General features: G+C 35.9%; 14 protein-coding genes. 10 read left to right on the top strand and 4 right to left on the bottom strand.

All coding sequences use genetic code 11. The features are described 5' to 3' along the window. Nucleotides 1-18: 18 nt before the first annotated feature. Both AQ616_RS07455 and AQ616_RS07450 read right to left on the bottom strand, forming a co-directional pair. Entirely contained in the window at nucleotides 19-660 is a 642-nt protein-coding gene (locus tag AQ616_RS07455; protein WP_017798022.1) for a PspA/IM30 family protein, read from the bottom strand. Nucleotides 661-686: 26 nt separating this feature from the next. Then, on the bottom strand, nucleotides 687-1,040 hold the full coding sequence (locus AQ616_RS07450; RefSeq protein WP_017798023.1) for a lmo0954 family membrane protein: 354 nt from the start codon (nucleotides 1,038-1,040) through the stop codon (nucleotides 687-689). A gap of 587 nt (nucleotides 1,041-1,627) precedes the next feature. Between AQ616_RS07450 and AQ616_RS07445 the strand changes: the two genes are divergently transcribed. The 5 genes from AQ616_RS07445 (at nucleotide 1,628) to AQ616_RS07425 (ending at nucleotide 8,323) form a co-directional block, all read left to right on the top strand. Next, nucleotides 1,628-3,055 carry a sodium:solute symporter family protein gene (locus tag AQ616_RS07445; protein WP_069685425.1) on the top strand — a complete coding sequence of 476 codons (1,428 nt, stop codon included), beginning with the start codon at nucleotides 1,628-1,630 and terminating at the stop codon, nucleotides 3,053-3,055. Further along, the gene (locus AQ616_RS07440) at nucleotides 3,039-4,175 is read left to right on the top strand and encodes a M24 family metallopeptidase (RefSeq protein ID WP_069685424.1); all 1,137 of its coding nucleotides are present in this window, start codon (nucleotides 3,039-3,041) and stop codon (nucleotides 4,173-4,175) included. The genes AQ616_RS07445 and AQ616_RS07440 overlap by 17 nt, the downstream gene beginning before the upstream one ends. A gap of 202 nt (nucleotides 4,176-4,377) precedes the next feature. Continuing rightward, entirely contained in the window at nucleotides 4,378-5,514 is a 1,137-nt protein-coding gene (locus tag AQ616_RS07435; protein ID WP_069685423.1) for a CdaR family transcriptional regulator, read from the top strand. A gap of 73 nt (nucleotides 5,515-5,587) precedes the next feature. Next, nucleotides 5,588-6,988 (top strand): glycolate oxidase subunit GlcD, encoded by a 1,401-nt coding sequence (gene glcD, locus AQ616_RS07430; protein WP_069685422.1) that lies wholly within the window; start codon nucleotides 5,588-5,590, stop codon nucleotides 6,986-6,988. A gap of 3 nt (nucleotides 6,989-6,991) precedes the next feature. Next, the gene (locus AQ616_RS07425) at nucleotides 6,992-8,323 is read left to right on the top strand and encodes a (Fe-S)-binding protein (RefSeq protein WP_069685421.1); all 1,332 of its coding nucleotides are present in this window, start codon (nucleotides 6,992-6,994) and stop codon (nucleotides 8,321-8,323) included. Nucleotides 8,324-8,754: 431 nt separating this feature from the next. On the opposite strand, the gene AQ616_RS07420 is transcribed toward AQ616_RS07425, so the two are convergent. Next, the gene (locus AQ616_RS07420) at nucleotides 8,755-9,606 is read right to left on the bottom strand and encodes a glycerophosphodiester phosphodiesterase (protein WP_069685420.1); all 852 of its coding nucleotides are present in this window, start codon (nucleotides 9,604-9,606) and stop codon (nucleotides 8,755-8,757) included. Nucleotides 9,607-9,871: 265 nt separating this feature from the next. On the opposite strand from AQ616_RS07420, the gene AQ616_RS07415 reads away from it, so the two are divergent. The 5 genes from AQ616_RS07415 (at nucleotide 9,872) to AQ616_RS07395 (ending at nucleotide 15,615) form a co-directional block, all read left to right on the top strand. After that, a complete protein-coding gene (locus tag AQ616_RS07415; RefSeq protein ID WP_069685419.1) occupies nucleotides 9,872-10,756 on the top strand; it encodes an AraC family transcriptional regulator in 885 nt (294 codons plus the stop codon). A gap of 190 nt (nucleotides 10,757-10,946) precedes the next feature. Beyond that, on the top strand, nucleotides 10,947-12,245 hold the full coding sequence (gene melA, locus AQ616_RS07410; RefSeq protein WP_069685418.1) for an alpha-glucosidase/alpha-galactosidase: 1,299 nt from the start codon (nucleotides 10,947-10,949) through the stop codon (nucleotides 12,243-12,245). Nucleotides 12,246-12,553: 308 nt separating this feature from the next. Next, nucleotides 12,554-13,840: an ABC transporter substrate-binding protein gene (locus AQ616_RS07405; protein WP_069685417.1), complete on the top strand. Its 1,287-nt coding sequence runs from the start codon at nucleotides 12,554-12,556 to the stop codon at nucleotides 13,838-13,840. 48 nt (nucleotides 13,841-13,888) lie between these two features. After that, entirely contained in the window at nucleotides 13,889-14,785 is an 897-nt protein-coding gene (locus tag AQ616_RS07400) for a carbohydrate ABC transporter permease (protein ID WP_069685416.1), read from the top strand. Beyond that, nucleotides 14,785-15,615, top strand: a complete 831-nt coding sequence (locus AQ616_RS07395) for a carbohydrate ABC transporter permease (RefSeq protein ID WP_069685415.1) — start codon at nucleotides 14,785-14,787, stop codon at nucleotides 15,613-15,615. Before AQ616_RS07400 ends, AQ616_RS07395 begins: the two co-directional genes overlap by 1 nt. Before the next feature lie 111 nt (nucleotides 15,616-15,726). On the opposite strand, the gene AQ616_RS07390 is transcribed toward AQ616_RS07395, so the two are convergent. Further along, nucleotides 15,727-17,340 (bottom strand): BCCT family transporter, encoded by a 1,614-nt coding sequence (locus AQ616_RS07390; protein ID WP_168156639.1) that lies wholly within the window; start codon nucleotides 17,338-17,340, stop codon nucleotides 15,727-15,729. Between the last annotated feature and the right edge of the window lie 328 nt (nucleotides 17,341-17,668).

Raw genomic sequence — 17,668 nt, 5'->3', positions numbered from 1 at the left:
ATTTCCTATCTACCGAATCTATTTTACTTCATTTTCTTTCTCTTCTAATTTCTTCTCAAGCGCTGCAATCTTATTATCGAACGTACTTTGATAGTAAGAGCTATTTACTCTATACTCTAGATTTTCAATATATTGTTCCATTTCTTCAAACTTGGAGTAAGGTTTTTCTGCTGAATCTGTAACCACACGGTTAATCTGATGATTCGCTTTTGCGATATTCTCACGCCCCATTAGTTCCATTCTGCGCAAATGCATATCTTTTAAGCGATGCTTCATTTCTTCGTATTTTTGCTCTAAATCTTCTAGTTGCTTCATCGCTTCTTCTCTCGATGCTTTCATGCGATCTGCGCGACCTTGGTATTCTTCATATTCTTTTAAAGCAAATTCATGCATTTCTTCTTCTTGCGCACGATCGGCAACTCCCGCCTGTTTTAATCTTTTATCTGCAAGATCTTGTGCTTTCATGTATTCGCGTGTGAATTCTTCCTTTAATTTATACTGACGGTCAATAAGCTTTCTTACTTTTTCCTTTTCTTGTTCACTTTGACGTAGATAATGGTTTAATGCTGCAATTGGATTCTTTTGTTCCTTTTTATCCATCATGGTGTGAAGATCCGCGGAAACTGAGTCCTTTATTCGTGTAAAAATATTCGTTGCCATAAAAAATCTCTCCTTTTAATGTTATTTTATTTATTTAATTCTGCCCACTGTCGTTCAAAATTGGTAAATGGGTCATCATCTTCTTTTACTTCATGAACGATATCACTGTCTGTTGAATTCCAATTTTTATATATAAGATAAAGCGCATAGGCAGCTGCTATTCCAATAACCGCATAAATGTTTGAAAAGGTGATGCTTAGAACAATTAAACCAAGGATCACCCACCCAACTTTTGCAGCTGTGGAATCCGTTTGGATGAATTTCTTGAAGCATACATAAAGTAACCCTACACTGATTGCCAGTAATACCATCGGACCGAGATTGACAAGCAAGATGAATAATGCAACCATTCCACCGAGAAATAACATAAATTTTTTCATTGCCGTTTTCCTCCTTTCGTTATCATATCTTTATCTTACCGACTATACCGTTCCCCGATAATGAGCTTGAGAAATATCTTTTACTACGACTTAAGGTCTATATGGGGCTAAACCCTTTTAAAAAAGTAACTAAGGTCACTATTAGATATGTAGAACGGCACTATTCACTACTTTTTTGCTTTTCTCATGCTTTTTTGGGCTTTAGATTAAACCCCATCCTCCTGGGTAGTTGCCGGAGTATACTTTCCATGCTGAAATGTATTATTCTATTTAAAAATTTATCTCTTTCAATACCTAACTTGTTAGCAACTTCTTTTACAGCTTTTAAAGAGGTCGCTTCTTCTCAATCATTCTCCATTAACTTCCCTTCAAACTCGAAATTTCACAATAAGACTAGAACAATCAATTAATTTCTACATAAAGATAGTTAAATGTACCTAAAAATTACAATTAGAATGAAAATTGACAACATACCTAACAAATATTAATATTTAAACTAACATTTCTATCTATTAATTTATTGAAAGGAGGTAAGTAATGTCGTAGGTAGGTATACCTTGAAATACAGTGAAGGAGGCATAGGAATCTTGGGGTTAGAATACAACAATAGTTTTCTTTGGTTTGTAATAGGATATGGATTAATTATCGTAGTAATCGGAGCTCTTTATTCTAAAAAAGTTTCCTCAAGTGAGGATTTCATACTTGCTGGTAAATCTCTTGGACCAGTCGTATTAATGGGGACATTGCTAGCAACCTGGGTTGGAAGCGGGACTGTTACAGGTGGACCTAACTCTATCGCGTATTCAAATGGTTTATGGCCAGCAATTGGTTATGTTATCCCTAGTTTAATTGGGATTACTATTCTGCTATTAATATCAGCAAAGATTCGCAACTATGGAAAATATACTGTGTCAGAAATACTTGAGATTAAATATGGTCCTTTTGCTAGAATTCTTTCCTTAATCATTATTGTGCTTGCCTTTGTTGGTATAGTTTCTTATCAATATCAAGGGCTCGGATTTATTTTACACGTATCAACCGGTATCTCTGTAGAAACAGGAACAATTATAGGGGCTGTATTAATTATCTTCTTGGCAACAATAGGTGGATTAATGTCTGTAGCTCCAACCGATACTTTAAGTGCATCAATAATTTTTGTAGGCTTAATTATTGGAGTTCCTGTTATTTTGGGGGATATTGGTGGGTTCGATGAACTAATTAATAACGTGGATACAGAAAGTCTAGACCTATTCGGAAATCTAAATCTACTACAAGTTATGGGTTTTTATATACCTGTTTTATTCCTACTCTTAGGAGATCAAAATATGTACCAAAGGATATCTGCATCCAGTAGTGATAAAACGACCAAGCTTGGTATTTCTGGTTGGATTATAGGAATGTTAATCTCTACCCCTTTGGTAGCACTTCTAGCATTCTCCGCTAGATACTACTTTCCTGAACTAGATCCGGGAATGGCATTGATATCAACTTCATTGGTCTTACCAACTGCAATTGGTGGTTTATTAATTGCCGCAGTTACCTCCTTTATTGTTACTACAGGAAATTCTTATTTATTATCTTCAGCAACAAATATAACTTATGATATTTACGGTAACTACATTAATCCAAAAGCTACTGATAAGCAAAAGTTAGTTTTTACTAGACTATTAATACCACTACTAGGATTAATTGCATATCTATTAACTACTTATTTCCCAACTGTCCTAACCGTTCAAATGTATGCTTATACAGTCTACGGTGCGGGAATTACACCTGCTTTACTAGGAGTATTTTTATGGAGACGTGTAACAAAACAAGCTGGTATTTCTTCGATGTTAGCTGGTGTTACATCTACATTAATTTGGGAGTTCTTAGATATACCATTTGGTATCAATAGTTCCCTGATTTCTATTCCTATAGCAGTATTAGTATTAATTGTTGTAACTTTATTCACCTCAAAAAAACAAGAATTAGTCGACTATAGAAAGGATGGTTTAATTGCAAACGAAAAATAGAGTTGAAAAATTAAGGGCAATTATGGGAGAAAATAACATTGATGTATCTATCATTATGAACTTTGAGAATCAATACTATTTAAGTGGATTAAAGGCAATTACTTACTCACGTCCAATTGTACTTGCGATTGATACAAAAAATCTCAGTTTGATTATCCCCTCATTGGAAGAAAATCACGCAAAAGAAAAAACAGACGCAACTGAACTCTATATTTACCATGAAACAAGCTTATATGGAAGTGACAAAAACTCTTACTTAGATTATTTAGAAACAGTTATTTCTCATTATCCGAGTGGAACGAGAGTGGGAGTTGAATTTTCATCCTTATCTTTGAAAATGGCAAATATACTAAAAGAAGCTGGTTTTGAATTGGTTAATTTAGATCATAAAATCGCGGAAATGCGCTTTATTAAAAGCGATGAAGAAATTGAAATGGTAAAAGAGGCCGGAAAATTAGTAAGTTTAGCCTTAAGTAAATCATTGGAAAATGCTCAACCAGGTATAACGGAAATGGAGCTTGATCGTCACGGAACACAACTCTTATTTGAAGAAATGGATAATTATCCAAACGCTACTCTTGATTATTTTGCTATGTCACCATCTGGATTAGAGAGAAGCATTATGCCCCATGTTTTTTCAAATACTAGAAAACTCTTAGATAATGACATTGTGGTTCATAGTAGACAAGTAGCCTTAAATGGATATCGAGCGGAATGTGAAAGAACTTTTTTTGTAGGAAAACCAACTGAGAAACAATTAGACGCATTTAAAGCAGCATATGAAGCACAATTAGTGGCAATGGAAAAAATAGCCGTTGGCGTTACTGCTAAAGAAGTAGATGAAGTGGCTAGAGACATCTTTCAACAATATGGTTTAGAAAAATATTGTATTCATCGAACTGGTCATGGTATTGGAATTGGACTTCATGAAGAGCCTTCCCTTCGTTTTGATAATGATCTCGTCTTACAAGAAGGAATGATCTTTACAATTGAACCAGGAATATATATTCCTGGTGTTGGAGGATTCCGACACTCTGATACGGTAGTCCTAACAAACAAAGGAACAAAAATTATCACAGAATATCCTAGAGAAATAGAGAATTTAATTTTTAATAGATGAATTAAACTAAATAAACAGCAATAGCCTTAGGTGGCTACTGCTGTTTTTCATTTTAGTTTCTTTAATATTTTCTACTTTGTGTGTATATAAATATGATAATCAAAGTTTGTCTCATTGATATTGCATCTGACATAATTACGTTATAATTAACTATAATTAATGCTGCTTTAATATAATTTTATGTTGTAAAGGAGCCAATTCAATGAACATCTACCACATAGCAGACAAAATTATTAACGTCATCAAAGATATGATAGATGAACAAATTATTATATGTGATACAAAAGGAATTATCATTGCTAGTACGAATCAAGAACGTGTAGGAGATTATCACGAAGGATCCGTATTGGTTATCAAAAATAAGGAACCACTTATGATTACCGATTCATTAACGATCAATTTAAAAGGAGTTAAAACTGGCATTAACCTCCCCCTCTTTTTTAATAAATCCGTTATTGGTGTTATCGGTATCACTGGAGAAATCGAAAAGATAAAGCCGTTTGGGGAAATTGTTCGGAAGATGACAGAGCTGTTGATTCATGAGAATAATTACTATGAACAAATTGAGTTTGAACATAGATCTGTAGAAAATGTTATATTTGATTTACTTCGAAGTAAAAAAGTAGACCGTCCTTTATTGGATAGAGCAGAAACACTAGGTATGACACTAGATGGTACGAAACAGGTAATTATTTTAGTAATAAACAAAATTAATTCCACTCTCCAAAACCAGGTGTGGCAGTACCTAAATAATCTTATACCAGAGAAAGATATACTTGTTCGTTGGGGGAACAATCGCTTGTTCTGGATGCATACACTTTCATCAAAAAAAATAAAGCCTGACTTTTTGAAAACATTGCAAAAAGCTTGTGAAAATAACTTTCCCATTGAATTACATATCGGGGTAGGAGATACGGCAATTGTTGGTGACCTATATCGTTCCTACGAAGAGGCACTCATTGCGATTAATTATTTCCCTGTCAATACCCGGATATCTTTTCATACAGATTTACAGTTGGAACTTTGTTTGCAAGATATTTCTGATGATACAAAAAAGGAATATATTCATAGAACAATCGGTACGTTAATCGATCATAAACAATTACTACATACATTGCATGTATTCATAGAGAATGAATCATCCTTGCAAAAAACAGCAGAAGCATTATTCATTCACATCAATACACTGCATTATCGATTGTCTAAAATTCACCAGTTTACCGGACTCGATCCTAAACGCTTTAAAGATTTAACGAATCTATATCTAGCAATTACATTTTTAGATGAACATACAATTAATTCAAATAATACATCATCATTTTCGTATAAAAACACATAGAATTTTCTATGTGTTTTTATTTATACTGTATAAATTGTAAAAATAATTAAAGGCCTACAGGAGATTACTAATTATGTTAGATAAGTCAATTATTGAACAGTTTAAAGAAATTGTTGGAGAAAAAAATGTAGAAACATCCAACATGTCGCTTCATTCTTACAGCTATGATGCCACTCCTGGTTTTCGAAAAACACCAGATGTCGTTGTGGCACCAAATAACACAGAAGAAATAGCTGAAATCGTTAAAATTTGTAATGACCATAAAATCCCACTGACTCCTCGAGGATCAGGAACGAATTTAAGTGCTGGAACTACGCCCCTCAAAGGTGGGGTTGTATTACTTTTTAAACATATGAATAACATCCTAGAGATTGATGAGCAGAACCTGACTATTACTGTACAGCCAGGAGTAGTTACGAAAAAATTAATAGATAAAGTAGAAGCAAAGGGATTACTTTATCCCCCAGATCCTAGTTCAATGAACATCTCTACAATTGGTGGAAATATCAATGAAAATTCTGGTGGTTTGCGTGGGCTTAAATACGGCGTAACGAGAGATTATGTTCTTGGATTGAAAATTGTTCTTCCCAATGGCGACATTATTGAAACGGGTGGAAAGCTTGCCAAAGATGTAGCCGGATATGATTTAACTCGCTTATTTGTTGGATCAGAAGGTACTCTTGGAATTATCACAGAAGCTATTCTGAAATTGGTACCGATGCCAGAATATAAGAAAACAATGCTCGCAACTTATGCAGATATCGATGACGCAGCAAGAACGGTATCCGCAATTATCGAAAACCGAATCATCCCTGCTACTCTCGAATTTCTAGATCAGCCAACCGTTGAAGTCGTTGAAGAATACAATCAAATTGGCCTGCCTACCGATGCAAAAGCGATTTTATTAATTGAACAAGATGGTCCAGAATCAGTAGTAAATAAGGATATAGAAAAAATTGCAGAAATATGTAAGGAGTTAAAAGCGGTAACTGTAAGCGTTGCTAAAAATGAGCAAGAAGCAACTGCACTGACGACCGCACGTAGATCAGCACTGTCTACGATCGCTCGTTTACGACCAACTACCTTTTTAGAAGATGCCACCGTTCCAAGATCACAAGTAGCACCAATGGTAAAAGAGATTAATAGAATCGCAGAAAAATATAATGTAAAAATATGTACATTTGGTCATGCCGGAGATGGAAATCTTCACCCAACCGTTCCAACAGATGTGAGAAATAAAGAAGAATATCATCGTGTTGAGCAAGCTTTTGCTGAGATATTTGAAAAAGCGGTTGAGCTCGGTGGAACAATAACTGGAGAACATGGTGTTGGTGCAATGAAAGCACCATTTCTAAAACTTAAATTAGGCGAAGAAGGACTTCGAGCATTAAAGAGCGTCAAGCATAGCTTTGATCCAAATAATATCATGAACCCTGGAAAAATGTTTTTTGAAGAAGAGGAGAAAGGAGAATAGAACGTGGATACTTTAGTAAAAGAGCGGATTCAAGTAGACTTTCAGAATCGTATGAACAGAGATGAACTGGAAAATTGCATGCGCTGTGGGTTTTGTCTGCCTGTTTGCCCGACATATATCCAATCAGGGTATGACGAAACACAATCCCCTAGAGGACGAATCGCATTAATGAAAGGCATTGTTGATGGAGAAATCGAACCAGATGAAGATATTGAACAGACATTGAATGAATGTCTTGGCTGCAGAGCGTGTGAACCAGCTTGCCCTGCGGGAGTTAATTATGGTCAGCTTTTAGAGGAAGCAAGAGATATTTTCAATCAAAATAAGCAACATTCTCTCCCAGAAAAAGTAATTAGAAAAACTGTCTTTGAAGGATTATTTCCCCATCAAAACAGAATGGAAAACATGACCTCTCTTCTCACCTTTTATCAGCGTTCTGGCCTGCAAAAGATAGCTAGAAATATTGGATTTATGAAGCTATTTCCAGATACTCTGGCTACTATGGAAAAGGTACTGCCATCTACTCCATCACGAAAAGAAATGCGGTCTCAAGTTTCCTACTATGTACATAAAAGTCAGCTAAAAGCGACCGTAGCATTTTTCAAAGGCTGCTTAATGGATACAATGTTTCGAGAAGTGAATAAAGCAACGATTGAACTATTACAAAAATTCGGATGTGACATTGCCGTTCCAGACACACAAAATTGTTGTGGTGCATTACACGGACACTCTGGAGAAAAAGAAAAAGCGAAAGAACTAGCTAAGAAAAACATTGCTGCATTTGAAGAAGTCGGTGCTGATTATATTATTACAAATGCTGGTGGATGCGGGGCTTTCCTCCATGATTATGGTCATCTGCTACACGATGATCCCGAATGGTCAGAGAGAGCAGCAAACTTTGCTTCAAAAATTAAAGATATTACCGCAATTCTTATCGACCTTGATTTTCATCTGACGCCTCTGCAAATGCCAGAACAGGTCGTTACTTACCAAGACTCGTGCCATCTACGAAATGTACAAAAGACATTCGATGAGCCAAGACTTCTATTACAATCGATTGATGGTCTTCATTATGAAGAAATGAACGATGCAGCAAGATGTTGCGGTTCAGCCGGAATATATAACATCGTTCATTCCGAACTTTCTATGAAACATTTGGATTACAAAATGGAACAAGTAAAAGATACCGCAGCAACAACTATCGTGACTACCAATCCGGGATGCCTCTTGCAAATGAAATTAGGTATCGAACGAGAAGGATTGTCTGATAAAATGCGTGCTGTGCACATTGTTGAGTTGTTGATTGAGGCCGTGGATCGAAGAACAAGTGTATAAGTTTACACATTTGAAACCCAAACTGTTTAATTAATTCTACCAGTTTGGGGTTTCGTTCTATTTACAACTTTTTTATATTTGTTACGCTATTTTGGTTTATAGAACCGCTCTATTCACTACTTTCTTCGATTTCTCACGCTATTTTGGTTTATAGAACTGCTTTATTCACTACTTTCTTCGATTTCTCATGCTATTTTGGTTTATAGAACCGCTCTATTCACTACTTTCTTCGATTTCTCATGCTATTTTGGTTTATAGAACCGCTCTATCACTACTTCTTTGGATTTTTTAAGCTTTTTTCGTTTATAGGACCGTTCTATCCACCATTTTCGCGATTTCTCAAGCTGTGTTTGGGTATTAGACCATCCACTAAATTTAAAAGGAGCTAGTAAGATACTAGCCCCCTGAATCATTATAACTTCACTACTCCTCTACCACTTCCCCGGGTGCTTATGTACATATTCAGGAAAATCGGTAATAATTCCATCTACTCTTAGGTCAAGTAAGCGATCTGCCTGTTCTTGTGTTCTTACTGTATAAGCCCACATTTTCATGTCTTTATCATGAACACGATCAACTAAGTCTTCTGTAACAATATTCATATTTGGATTAAAGTAGTCGGCATATGTAGCAAATTCTTCTAGTTCTTCATCCGTTACATCTGCCCATGTTAGGCCTGCCAACACACCGTGTGGAATTCGAGGTAATAGCTCCTTTGATAATCGTACGGATTCATGGTTAAATGACTGAATGATAATTTTACCGTTTCTTGGTTTATGCATATTACGATCTCTTAAAGCTTCAGCAACTTTTTCTTCCATTCCTGGATACAGTTCAGGAGACTTTAATTCTATTAAAATACCAATTTTCCCACGGTATTTATCAAGAATTTCTTCAAATGTCGGAATAGGCTCCCCCGCGAACTCTTCACCAAACCAGCTTCCAGCATCTAATTGTTGAATCTCTTCTAGAGTATAATCACTAACATTCCCACTTCCATCTGTCGTCCTGTTCACTGTTGTATCATGGATTGCAATCAATTCACCGTCTGCTGTCATTTGTACATCGATTTCGATAAAATCCGACTTCATTTGTAATGCCTTATCAAATGCTGCGATGGTGTTTTCTGGAGCATGACCGGATGCGCCTCGATGAGCTACGTTAACCACTTCTTTGTGATGCGGATTTGCTTTTGTTTCTGCATTGGATGCAAAGGCGGGTGAAGTGAACACCGACATAAAAATAATTGCTACTAATACCATAAAAATGAGTTTACTAGACATTGAATCTCTCCCTTTTTCTTTATTTGGTTTTCATTATAATCAATGACTATTAAGGGAAAGTGAATTGTATGATAAGTATTTGTAAGGATTTTCCAAAGAAAAAGAACTGATTACTAATCGCATTGATCTACAATTTCGATTTTTTACAGGTTGACATCCCTGGTAATTAAAATGATACTGCTATTGAAGCATTCTTCTTTTCAATTCTCAGTTTTTACATAAATCATAACAAGAAATAATAACGTTTTTATAAGGAGGTATTCATTTGCAAAAGTACTCCAATCACAATTCATATGGATTTCGATTTAAAGGAGATTATCAAAGAAATGTAGCAGGCTTACAAGCGATTGGATATGAGTTACGGAGTGATCCGAGTTATTATTGGGAAGGCCTGAATAGGGGCGAAAAGAACGTAATTGTCTTTCAGTACACGTTAAATGGAAGAGGAGCTATACGTATTGGTGAAACAACACATCAATTAGAAAAAGGGACAGCGTTCTTTATAGATATTCCAAGCGATCATTGTTATTACTTGCCTGATAACTCCGCAGAATGGGAATTTATATTTTTTACGATATACGGTAACGAAGCGCATAGTTTATTTACTGAGATTACCAGAAAACATGGACACATCTTTCAATTACCGATTCATGCTGGTCCAATTAGACATATTCTAAAAACAATAGAAAAAATTGAAACAACAGGAATTAATCATGGCTATGAAGCCTCCTCATGTGCATATTCATTTATCATGGAGTGCCTAGAATATGTAGAATATGAACAAAGAAATGCAACAGTTGCCCCTCCCCCTATTTTAAAAGCAGTCGAATATATGAAAGAAAATTTTCAAAAAGACATTACGCTGGATGATATTGTTCGTGAATCTGGATTGTCAAAATATCATTTCACCCGTCGATTTGTAAAATCAATGAATGATACACCGATTCACTATCTCAATAATATGAGGGTGAAACAAGCTCTCCAACTACTGTTAATAGAAGAAAAAACAATTGAAGAAATATCAAAAGAAGTCGGATACTCTTCAAGCAATTATTTTAGTAAGGTATTTAAGCACATGGTTGGTGAGACTCCCAGTGAATATCGAAAAAACACATGCGTTATGCCCGTCAACCATTTATTTATCGACTAAACAAAAGAAGCAATATTTTACTCATGACAAAAAAATTTACGATTGAAAGCGTATCTAATCAGTATTATGATGTATTCAATAAATAGCAATTTTCTCCCACATTATACAGGCGATAATACTTCTACTTCAACGCGATAAAGGTTTCCAAACGGGTTAAGTGAGGAGAAAATTTTTTTAGGAGGTATAAGTAATGTCAAAAATAACATTTCTAGGTGCAGGTAGTACCGTATTTGCTAAAAATGTCTTAGGTGATTGTATGACAGTAGAAGCTTTACAAGATTTCGAGTTTGCTTTGTTCGATATTAATCAGGAGCGACTGCAAGATTCTGAGATGATGTTAAAGAACATGAAATCTAATATGAATTCTACCGTCAAAATTAAATCATATCAAGATCGTAAAGAGGCACTTCGCGGGGCAAAATATGTTATCAATGCTATCCAAGTAGGTGGCTATGATCCTTGTACGATTACCGATTTTGAAATCCCGAAAAAATACGATCTACGCCAAACCATCGCTGATACGGTTGGTATTGGTGGTATCTTCCGGAATTTGCGAACGATTCCAGTGATGCAGGAATTTGCTAAAGACATAAAAGAAGTGTGTCCAGATGCATGGTTCCTTAATTATACGAACCCTATGGCTTCCCTAACAAATGTCATGTTAAAAGAAGGAATCAAAACGATTGGACTTTGTCATAGCGTTCAAGTTTGTGCAAATGATTTACTTACATCATTAGATATGCCGACAGACAATGTTCAGTGGAAAATTGCTGGTATCAACCATATGGCTTGGCTTTTAGAAATTACCCGTAATGGAGAAGACCTTTATCCTGAAATAAAAAAACGAGCAAAACAAAAACAAAAAGAAAAGCACGATGATATGGTCCGTTTTGAACTGATGGATAAATTCGGCTATTATATTACAGAATCTTCTGAACATAATGCGGAATATCATCCCTACTTTATGAAGAGCCGCTATCCTGAATTAATTGAGCGTTTTAATATTTCATTAGATGAGTATCCACGCCGTTGCGTTAATCAAATTGAGGGCTGGAAACAAATGCGTGAAGACATTGTAAATAATACGGAATTAAACCATCAACGGTCGCATGAATACGGCTCCTATATTATTGAAGCAATGGAAACAAATATTCCGTTTAAAATTGGCGGTAATGTATTAAATAAAGGAAGATTAATAAATAATTTGCCTGAAAATGCAGTTGTTGAAGTCCCTTGTCTCGTTGATGCAAGTGGTATTTCTCCAACCTATGTTGGTGATTTACCGGAACAATTAGCTGCTTTAAACAGAACAAATATTAATACACAACTATTAACAGTAGAAGCTGCCTTAACAAGGAAAAAGGAGACAATTTATCAAGCAGCCCTGCTCGATCCACACACATCTGCAGAATTATCCATCGATGATATTATTTCCCTATGTGATGATTTAATAGAAGCACACGGAGATTGGTTACCTGAATACCTATAAAAAAATATAGAGGTGGGAGAACCAAAAGAATAGGTTTACGATAGCCGCTTCAGAAATATACTGTGCTTATCCAACGGCGGCTGGTGAGCCTCCGGCTGCTACGGAATCCAGGTTCTCACCTGTGCCTAACTCCCACAGGAGTCTCCATACATTTCTTACGCTAACTAACATTATCAATCGACTCTTTAGTCTAACATTTAATTATTTGTCTAAAAAACACTCGTTTTATAGTGCAGCTAATTACAAGCAGATTATTGAAAGCGGTTTATTATGTTCACAATCAACTTCAAATGAAAAGGAGTATCCTTATGCGATTATGTTTCAGATCATTTTTATTAGTAATGTTAGCAGTGATGATCCTTGCAGGCTGTACGGATGAAGAAACAGAAGTCAGCTCAAAGGATAATGAGGGTTCAGGTAATCAAGTAACGTTAACTGTCTATTCTACAGTATCCAATGAAGCAGAGCAGAATGCAGTTAAGAAAGTAGTAAACGATTTTGAGAAAGAAAATCCCCATATTCGGATCAATTTGAACCTTCCCGGTCAAGACTATGAAAGCCAACTGCGGATTCGAATGGCTGCCAATGACCTTCCAGATTTATTTGACACACATGGCTGGGCGAAGAACCGATATGGGGAATATACGATGGACTTAAGAGATATGGATTGGGTGGAGCATCTTGATCCAACATTGGAACAAATTTTTATTGATGAAAAAGGAAAAGTTTATGCTTATCCACTTAATCAGGCTATGGACGGATTAACCTATAATAAACAAATTCTAGAAGACTATAACATTGAGGTACCGGAAACGTTTGAAGAATTTATGCAATCTTTAGAAACTATCAAAGAAAAAAGTGATGGTGAAATTGCACCATTCTGGTTCGATGGTTCCACTACGACATCTTTCGGCCAGTACTATGATCAATTTGCTACTCCTCTACTCATTACTCATCCAGATCATGATTATAGAGATGAGCTATTGAACGGTACTTTTGATTGGGAACCTTATACATTTTTATCGGAAAAACTGTTGGAAATGCATGAGAAAGATTTACTTAATATCGATGTATTAACGGCTAGAACGTATGAACAAAATCAACTGATTGCTCAAGGGAAAATTGCTTTTGTAATGCGTACCGTACCGATAAATGTTATTAAAGAATTGAACCCTGATATCGAACTGGGTGTTATGCCCGTACCAGCTATTCATCAAGGAGACAGTCCGAGCTGGATCGGTGGAGAACGACATACACTTGCTATTTGGAAAGATACACCACATACCGAAGAAGCAAAAGCATTTCTTGATTTTCTTTCTAGACCAGAAAATGTAAAAGCTGTTGCAGAAGGAACTTCTCTATCTGCTGGACTTACGAACGCGAAAGCAGACATCTATTATCAGCCTTATTTTGATAAATATAAAGATATAGTAGTTGAACCATACTTCGATCGTATTTACTTACCAAACGGTATGTGGAAACCAATGGGAATGAGTGGCCAAGAGCTATTATCTGGTGCACTTTCCCCAAAAGGCGTAACCCAAAAAATGAAAAGTGAATATTTACGATTATTTGAACAAGCAGGATTCGATTAAACCCTTAAGATGATCAACGCATTAAATTTCTATAGGAGTTGAATGAAAATGGCAGTAAGCGTAAAGAAACCCTCACGAATCGCGCGAAACTCATCCCTTTGGTGGATGTACTTACCAGCCCTCCTGTTTGTTTGTTTTTTTATCGTGTATCCGTTTTTAAATGGTATTCGTATTTCATTCAGAAACTGGAATGGCTTCTCTCAAACATTTGACTATGTTGGTCTTAGACAATATACACGGTTGCTTACCGATCCTGATACATGGACAATTGTACGTAACACTTTGATTTACGGGATAGGTAGTACCTTATTTCAAAATATCATTGGACTAGGGTATGCCTTATTACTAAATCAAAGCATTAAATTCAAAAGTATTACGAGAACAATCATCTACTTACCTGTCATTATTAGCCCATTAATTATGGGATATATTTGGTACTTCTTTTTCTCCTATCAAGGCGGAGCATTAAATGATGTTCTCTTGGCATTAGGATTAGATAGAGTAAATATTTTAGGAAATGTAGATATCAATATTTGGATTATTGTTTTCGTAAACACATTTCAATTCGTAGGAGTAGCAATGATTATCTACTTAGCAGGTTTACAAAGCATTTCCAGAGATTTTTACGAAGCAGCAAATATCGATGGGGCTTCCGCTTTCCAGAAATTCAAAAATATTACACTTCCACTATTGATGCCATCAATTACGATTAATATCGTAATCAATATCATTGGTGGTCTAAAACTATTTGATGTCATTATTTCTCTAACTGGTGGAGGACCCGGTAACTCCTCACAATCGATGTCTACATTTATGTATGATTTATATTTTACAAAAGAAGATGCAGGATATGCAGCAACACAAGGTGTACTTATGATGGTGATTATTTTAATACTTAGCTTGTTAGCACTTATCTACTTTAAACGTAAGGAGGTTGAAGCATAATGGATTATATTTCAAGTAAACGAAAAATTACATTATCCACTTTTGCTTTAATTTTTGCAGTGCTTCATTTTCTTCCTTTCTATATATTAATTACGACAGCACTAAAAACAAAGAGCGATTTCAGTTCAAAATGGGTTTTTTCGACAGAATTTAGCTGGTCTAATTTTACAGAAGCTTGGCAAGTAGCGAATTTAGGCAATGCCTTATTAAACACTGGTATTATAACGTTCTTTGCAGCAATTTTATTAATTGTTATTGGATCACTTGCCGCTTACCCACTGGCAAGAAGACAAACAAAACTTAATCGATTTATGTTTATGTTCTTTATTGCCATTATGGTTGTCCCGCCACTTGCTGCATTAGTTCCTTTATATCAACTGGTAGTGAATATCGGCTTAATGAATACACATGAAGTAGCCATCTTTAATAACGTAGCTTCGTATTTACCCCTAACCATCTTTTTATATGCAGGATTTATTCGCTCTACGATTCCGAAATCTCTAGAAGAAGCAGCTAGGATTGATGGAGCTGGAACATTTCGAATCTTTTTTCAGATAGTTTTTCCTTTACTTAAACCAGTAACAGCTTCAATTCTGATTATCGCTTGTGTGTATATTTGGAACGACTATCAATTTGCTATATTCTTTCTTCAAGATGAAACTGTTCAGACAATGACGGTTGCATTATCTAGATTCTTTGGGGAAAATGCCAATAATATAAATTTAGTTGCAGCCGCGGCGATTATTGCTACACTACCGATGGCTATTCTCTTCCTCCTCCTGCAAAAACACTTTGTCAAAGGACTTGCAGCTGGTTCTGTTAAAGGATAGCCTATATATCCCATATATAGAAATTCTCTTAACAAATTAAAAAATTGATTGACAAGATCAAGAAAAGCTGTCCAAAATCGGAGAATGCTCCTACCTGGACAGCTTTTTGTATTAAAAATCTCTATCTTCTTCAGCGTCAGGAAGTGTTTCCATAAATCCTTCACGCATTTTTTTGAGTTCTTTTTGTTGTTTTTCTCTAAATTTAGGATCGAGTTGACGCTGTCTTTTTTCTATCGTTATAATGCCATGTTCGCTCCTCAATGCTTTGATAAGCGAAATACACATGAGAATCATTAAAATTCCAAATGGGAATGCAGAAATCAGCATAGCCATTTGAAGTGCATTGAGTCCTCCAGACCACAATAGAACAGCGGCAATTGCAGCAAGGATAACACCCCAAATAGCCTTAATTCCCATACCTGGGTTTAATTCTCCTCCTGTTGTCAGCATACTTAACACAAATGTACCGGAATCGGCAGACGTAATGAAGAACGAAGCAATCAAGAGTACTGCGACACCGATAACTACCGCTGCCATAGGTTGTTGCTCCAGAAATGCAAATAATGCTACTTCGTTTCCTAGTTCATTCATTAACTGATGAATCACGCCTCCTTGAGCCGCATCCATTTCTAACCCTGCGATACCAAAAACAGAGAACCATAAGGCGCTAAATAATACTGGTACAGCCGTTACTCCAATAACAAATTCACGAATTGTTCTACCTCTTGAAACCCTTGCGATAAAGGTTCCAACAAATGGTGACCAGCCAATCCACCATGCCCAGTAAAATAGTGTCCATGCATTTAGAAACTCTCTGTCACCGGTAAATGCATTCATATTTAAAGTCATTGATGGTAGATTTTGAACATAATTACCAATAGTTGTTGTAAAGGATTCAATCATTTGTACAGAAGAGCCGAGGACAAACACAAATGCCATTAATGCGATAGCAAGAACCACATTCGCCCAGCTCAGGTATCGTATACCTTTATTGATACCTGTAGTTGCAGAAAGAATGAATAATACAGTCACAATTAAAATAACAATTAAATTTGTAGCCAGATTATTTTCAATTCCATCAAAACTAAAGCTCAAACCAGCTGTAATTTGTGTCGCACCTAGTCCGAGAGACGTTGCAATACCAAATACAGTAGCAAAAACAGCTAGTGTGTCAATGGCAATTCCTAGTGGACCTTTAACACGGTCACCAAACAGTGGTGCAAAAGTGGAACTAATTAAAGCAGGTGCGCGGTGGCGGAATTTAAAGTAAGCCAATGCCAATGCTAGCACAGCATATGTAGCCCATGGATGAAGTCCCCAATGGAATAAGGTGTACTGCATTGATTCTTCTGCAGCTGCAATTGTTTCAGGTTCCGCAGAAGGAGGTGAATAATAATGTGTTACTGGTTCTGTCACTCCGTAGAATACCAGTCCAACACCCATACCGGCGGTGAATAAAAACGCAAACCATGTAAAATAGCTATAATCTGGTTTTTCGTCAGGTTTACCAAGTTTAATTTTTCCATATGGCCCAAAAATAAGAAATAGGGCAACCAAAACAAATCCTGTAGTAACTAATAAGTAAAACCAGCCAAACGTATTCGAAATATAGGTATCAACTATGCCTAAAACATACTCAACATTTGCAGGAAAAAAAGCTCCCCATATAATAAATACAGATACTAATGCCATAGAAACCCAAAAAACAGGTGTAATTGATTTGATAATATGACCTCCTTATCTTTCTTTGTCAAAACTCTTGTAGTATAACATAAACAGAAAACATGTAAAATACTTCTGTTTGATTAACCACTTAATTGTATGTCTTCAGTGTTTGTTATCAAAGAGTAATCGCCAAGTAGTTATTTTATAATACCTTCAACCTCCACCTTTATTCACGCTTCTTTTCCTTCCTTGCTTCCATTTCCCTATTTTCTTAACAATAAACACATCTGCACTTGTTGAAAGCTGAAATATTCTGTCTATACTTATGATTGATTTATGGTACGCTCAGTTTGTCCCAGTTGAGAAAATATAACCATTAAATTTTTAG

This window comes from Oceanobacillus sp. E9, assembly GCF_001741975.1.
Classification (GTDB): domain Bacteria; phylum Bacillota; class Bacilli; order Bacillales; family Amphibacillaceae; genus Oceanobacillus; species Oceanobacillus kimchii.
The sequence above is the reverse complement of the archived record's forward strand: the minus strand, read 5'-3'. Positions and strand labels throughout refer to the sequence as shown.

Bases quoted from the DNA above. Each gene is read 5' to 3' on its own strand.
- AQ616_RS07455 (WP_017798022.1), bottom strand. From the start codon at position 660: ATGGCAACGAATATTTTTACACGAATAAAGGACTCAGTTTCCGCGGAT.
- AQ616_RS07450 (WP_017798023.1), bottom strand. From the start codon at position 1,040: ATGAAAAAATTTATGTTATTTCTCGGTGGAATGGTTGCATTATTCATC.
- AQ616_RS07435 (WP_069685423.1), top strand. From the start codon at position 4,378: ATGAACATCTACCACATAGCAGACAAAATTATTAACGTCATCAAAGAT.
- glcD (WP_069685422.1), top strand. From the start codon at position 5,588: ATGTTAGATAAGTCAATTATTGAACAGTTTAAAGAAATTGTTGGAGAA.
- AQ616_RS07420 (WP_069685420.1), bottom strand. From the start codon at position 9,606: ATGTCTAGTAAACTCATTTTTATGGTATTAGTAGCAATTATTTTTATG.
- melA (WP_069685418.1), top strand. From the start codon at position 10,947: ATGTCAAAAATAACATTTCTAGGTGCAGGTAGTACCGTATTTGCTAAA.
- AQ616_RS07405 (WP_069685417.1), top strand. From the start codon at position 12,554: ATGCGATTATGTTTCAGATCATTTTTATTAGTAATGTTAGCAGTGATG.
- AQ616_RS07400 (WP_069685416.1), top strand. From the start codon at position 13,889: ATGGCAGTAAGCGTAAAGAAACCCTCACGAATCGCGCGAAACTCATCC.
- AQ616_RS07395 (WP_069685415.1), top strand. From the start codon at position 14,785: ATGGATTATATTTCAAGTAAACGAAAAATTACATTATCCACTTTTGCT.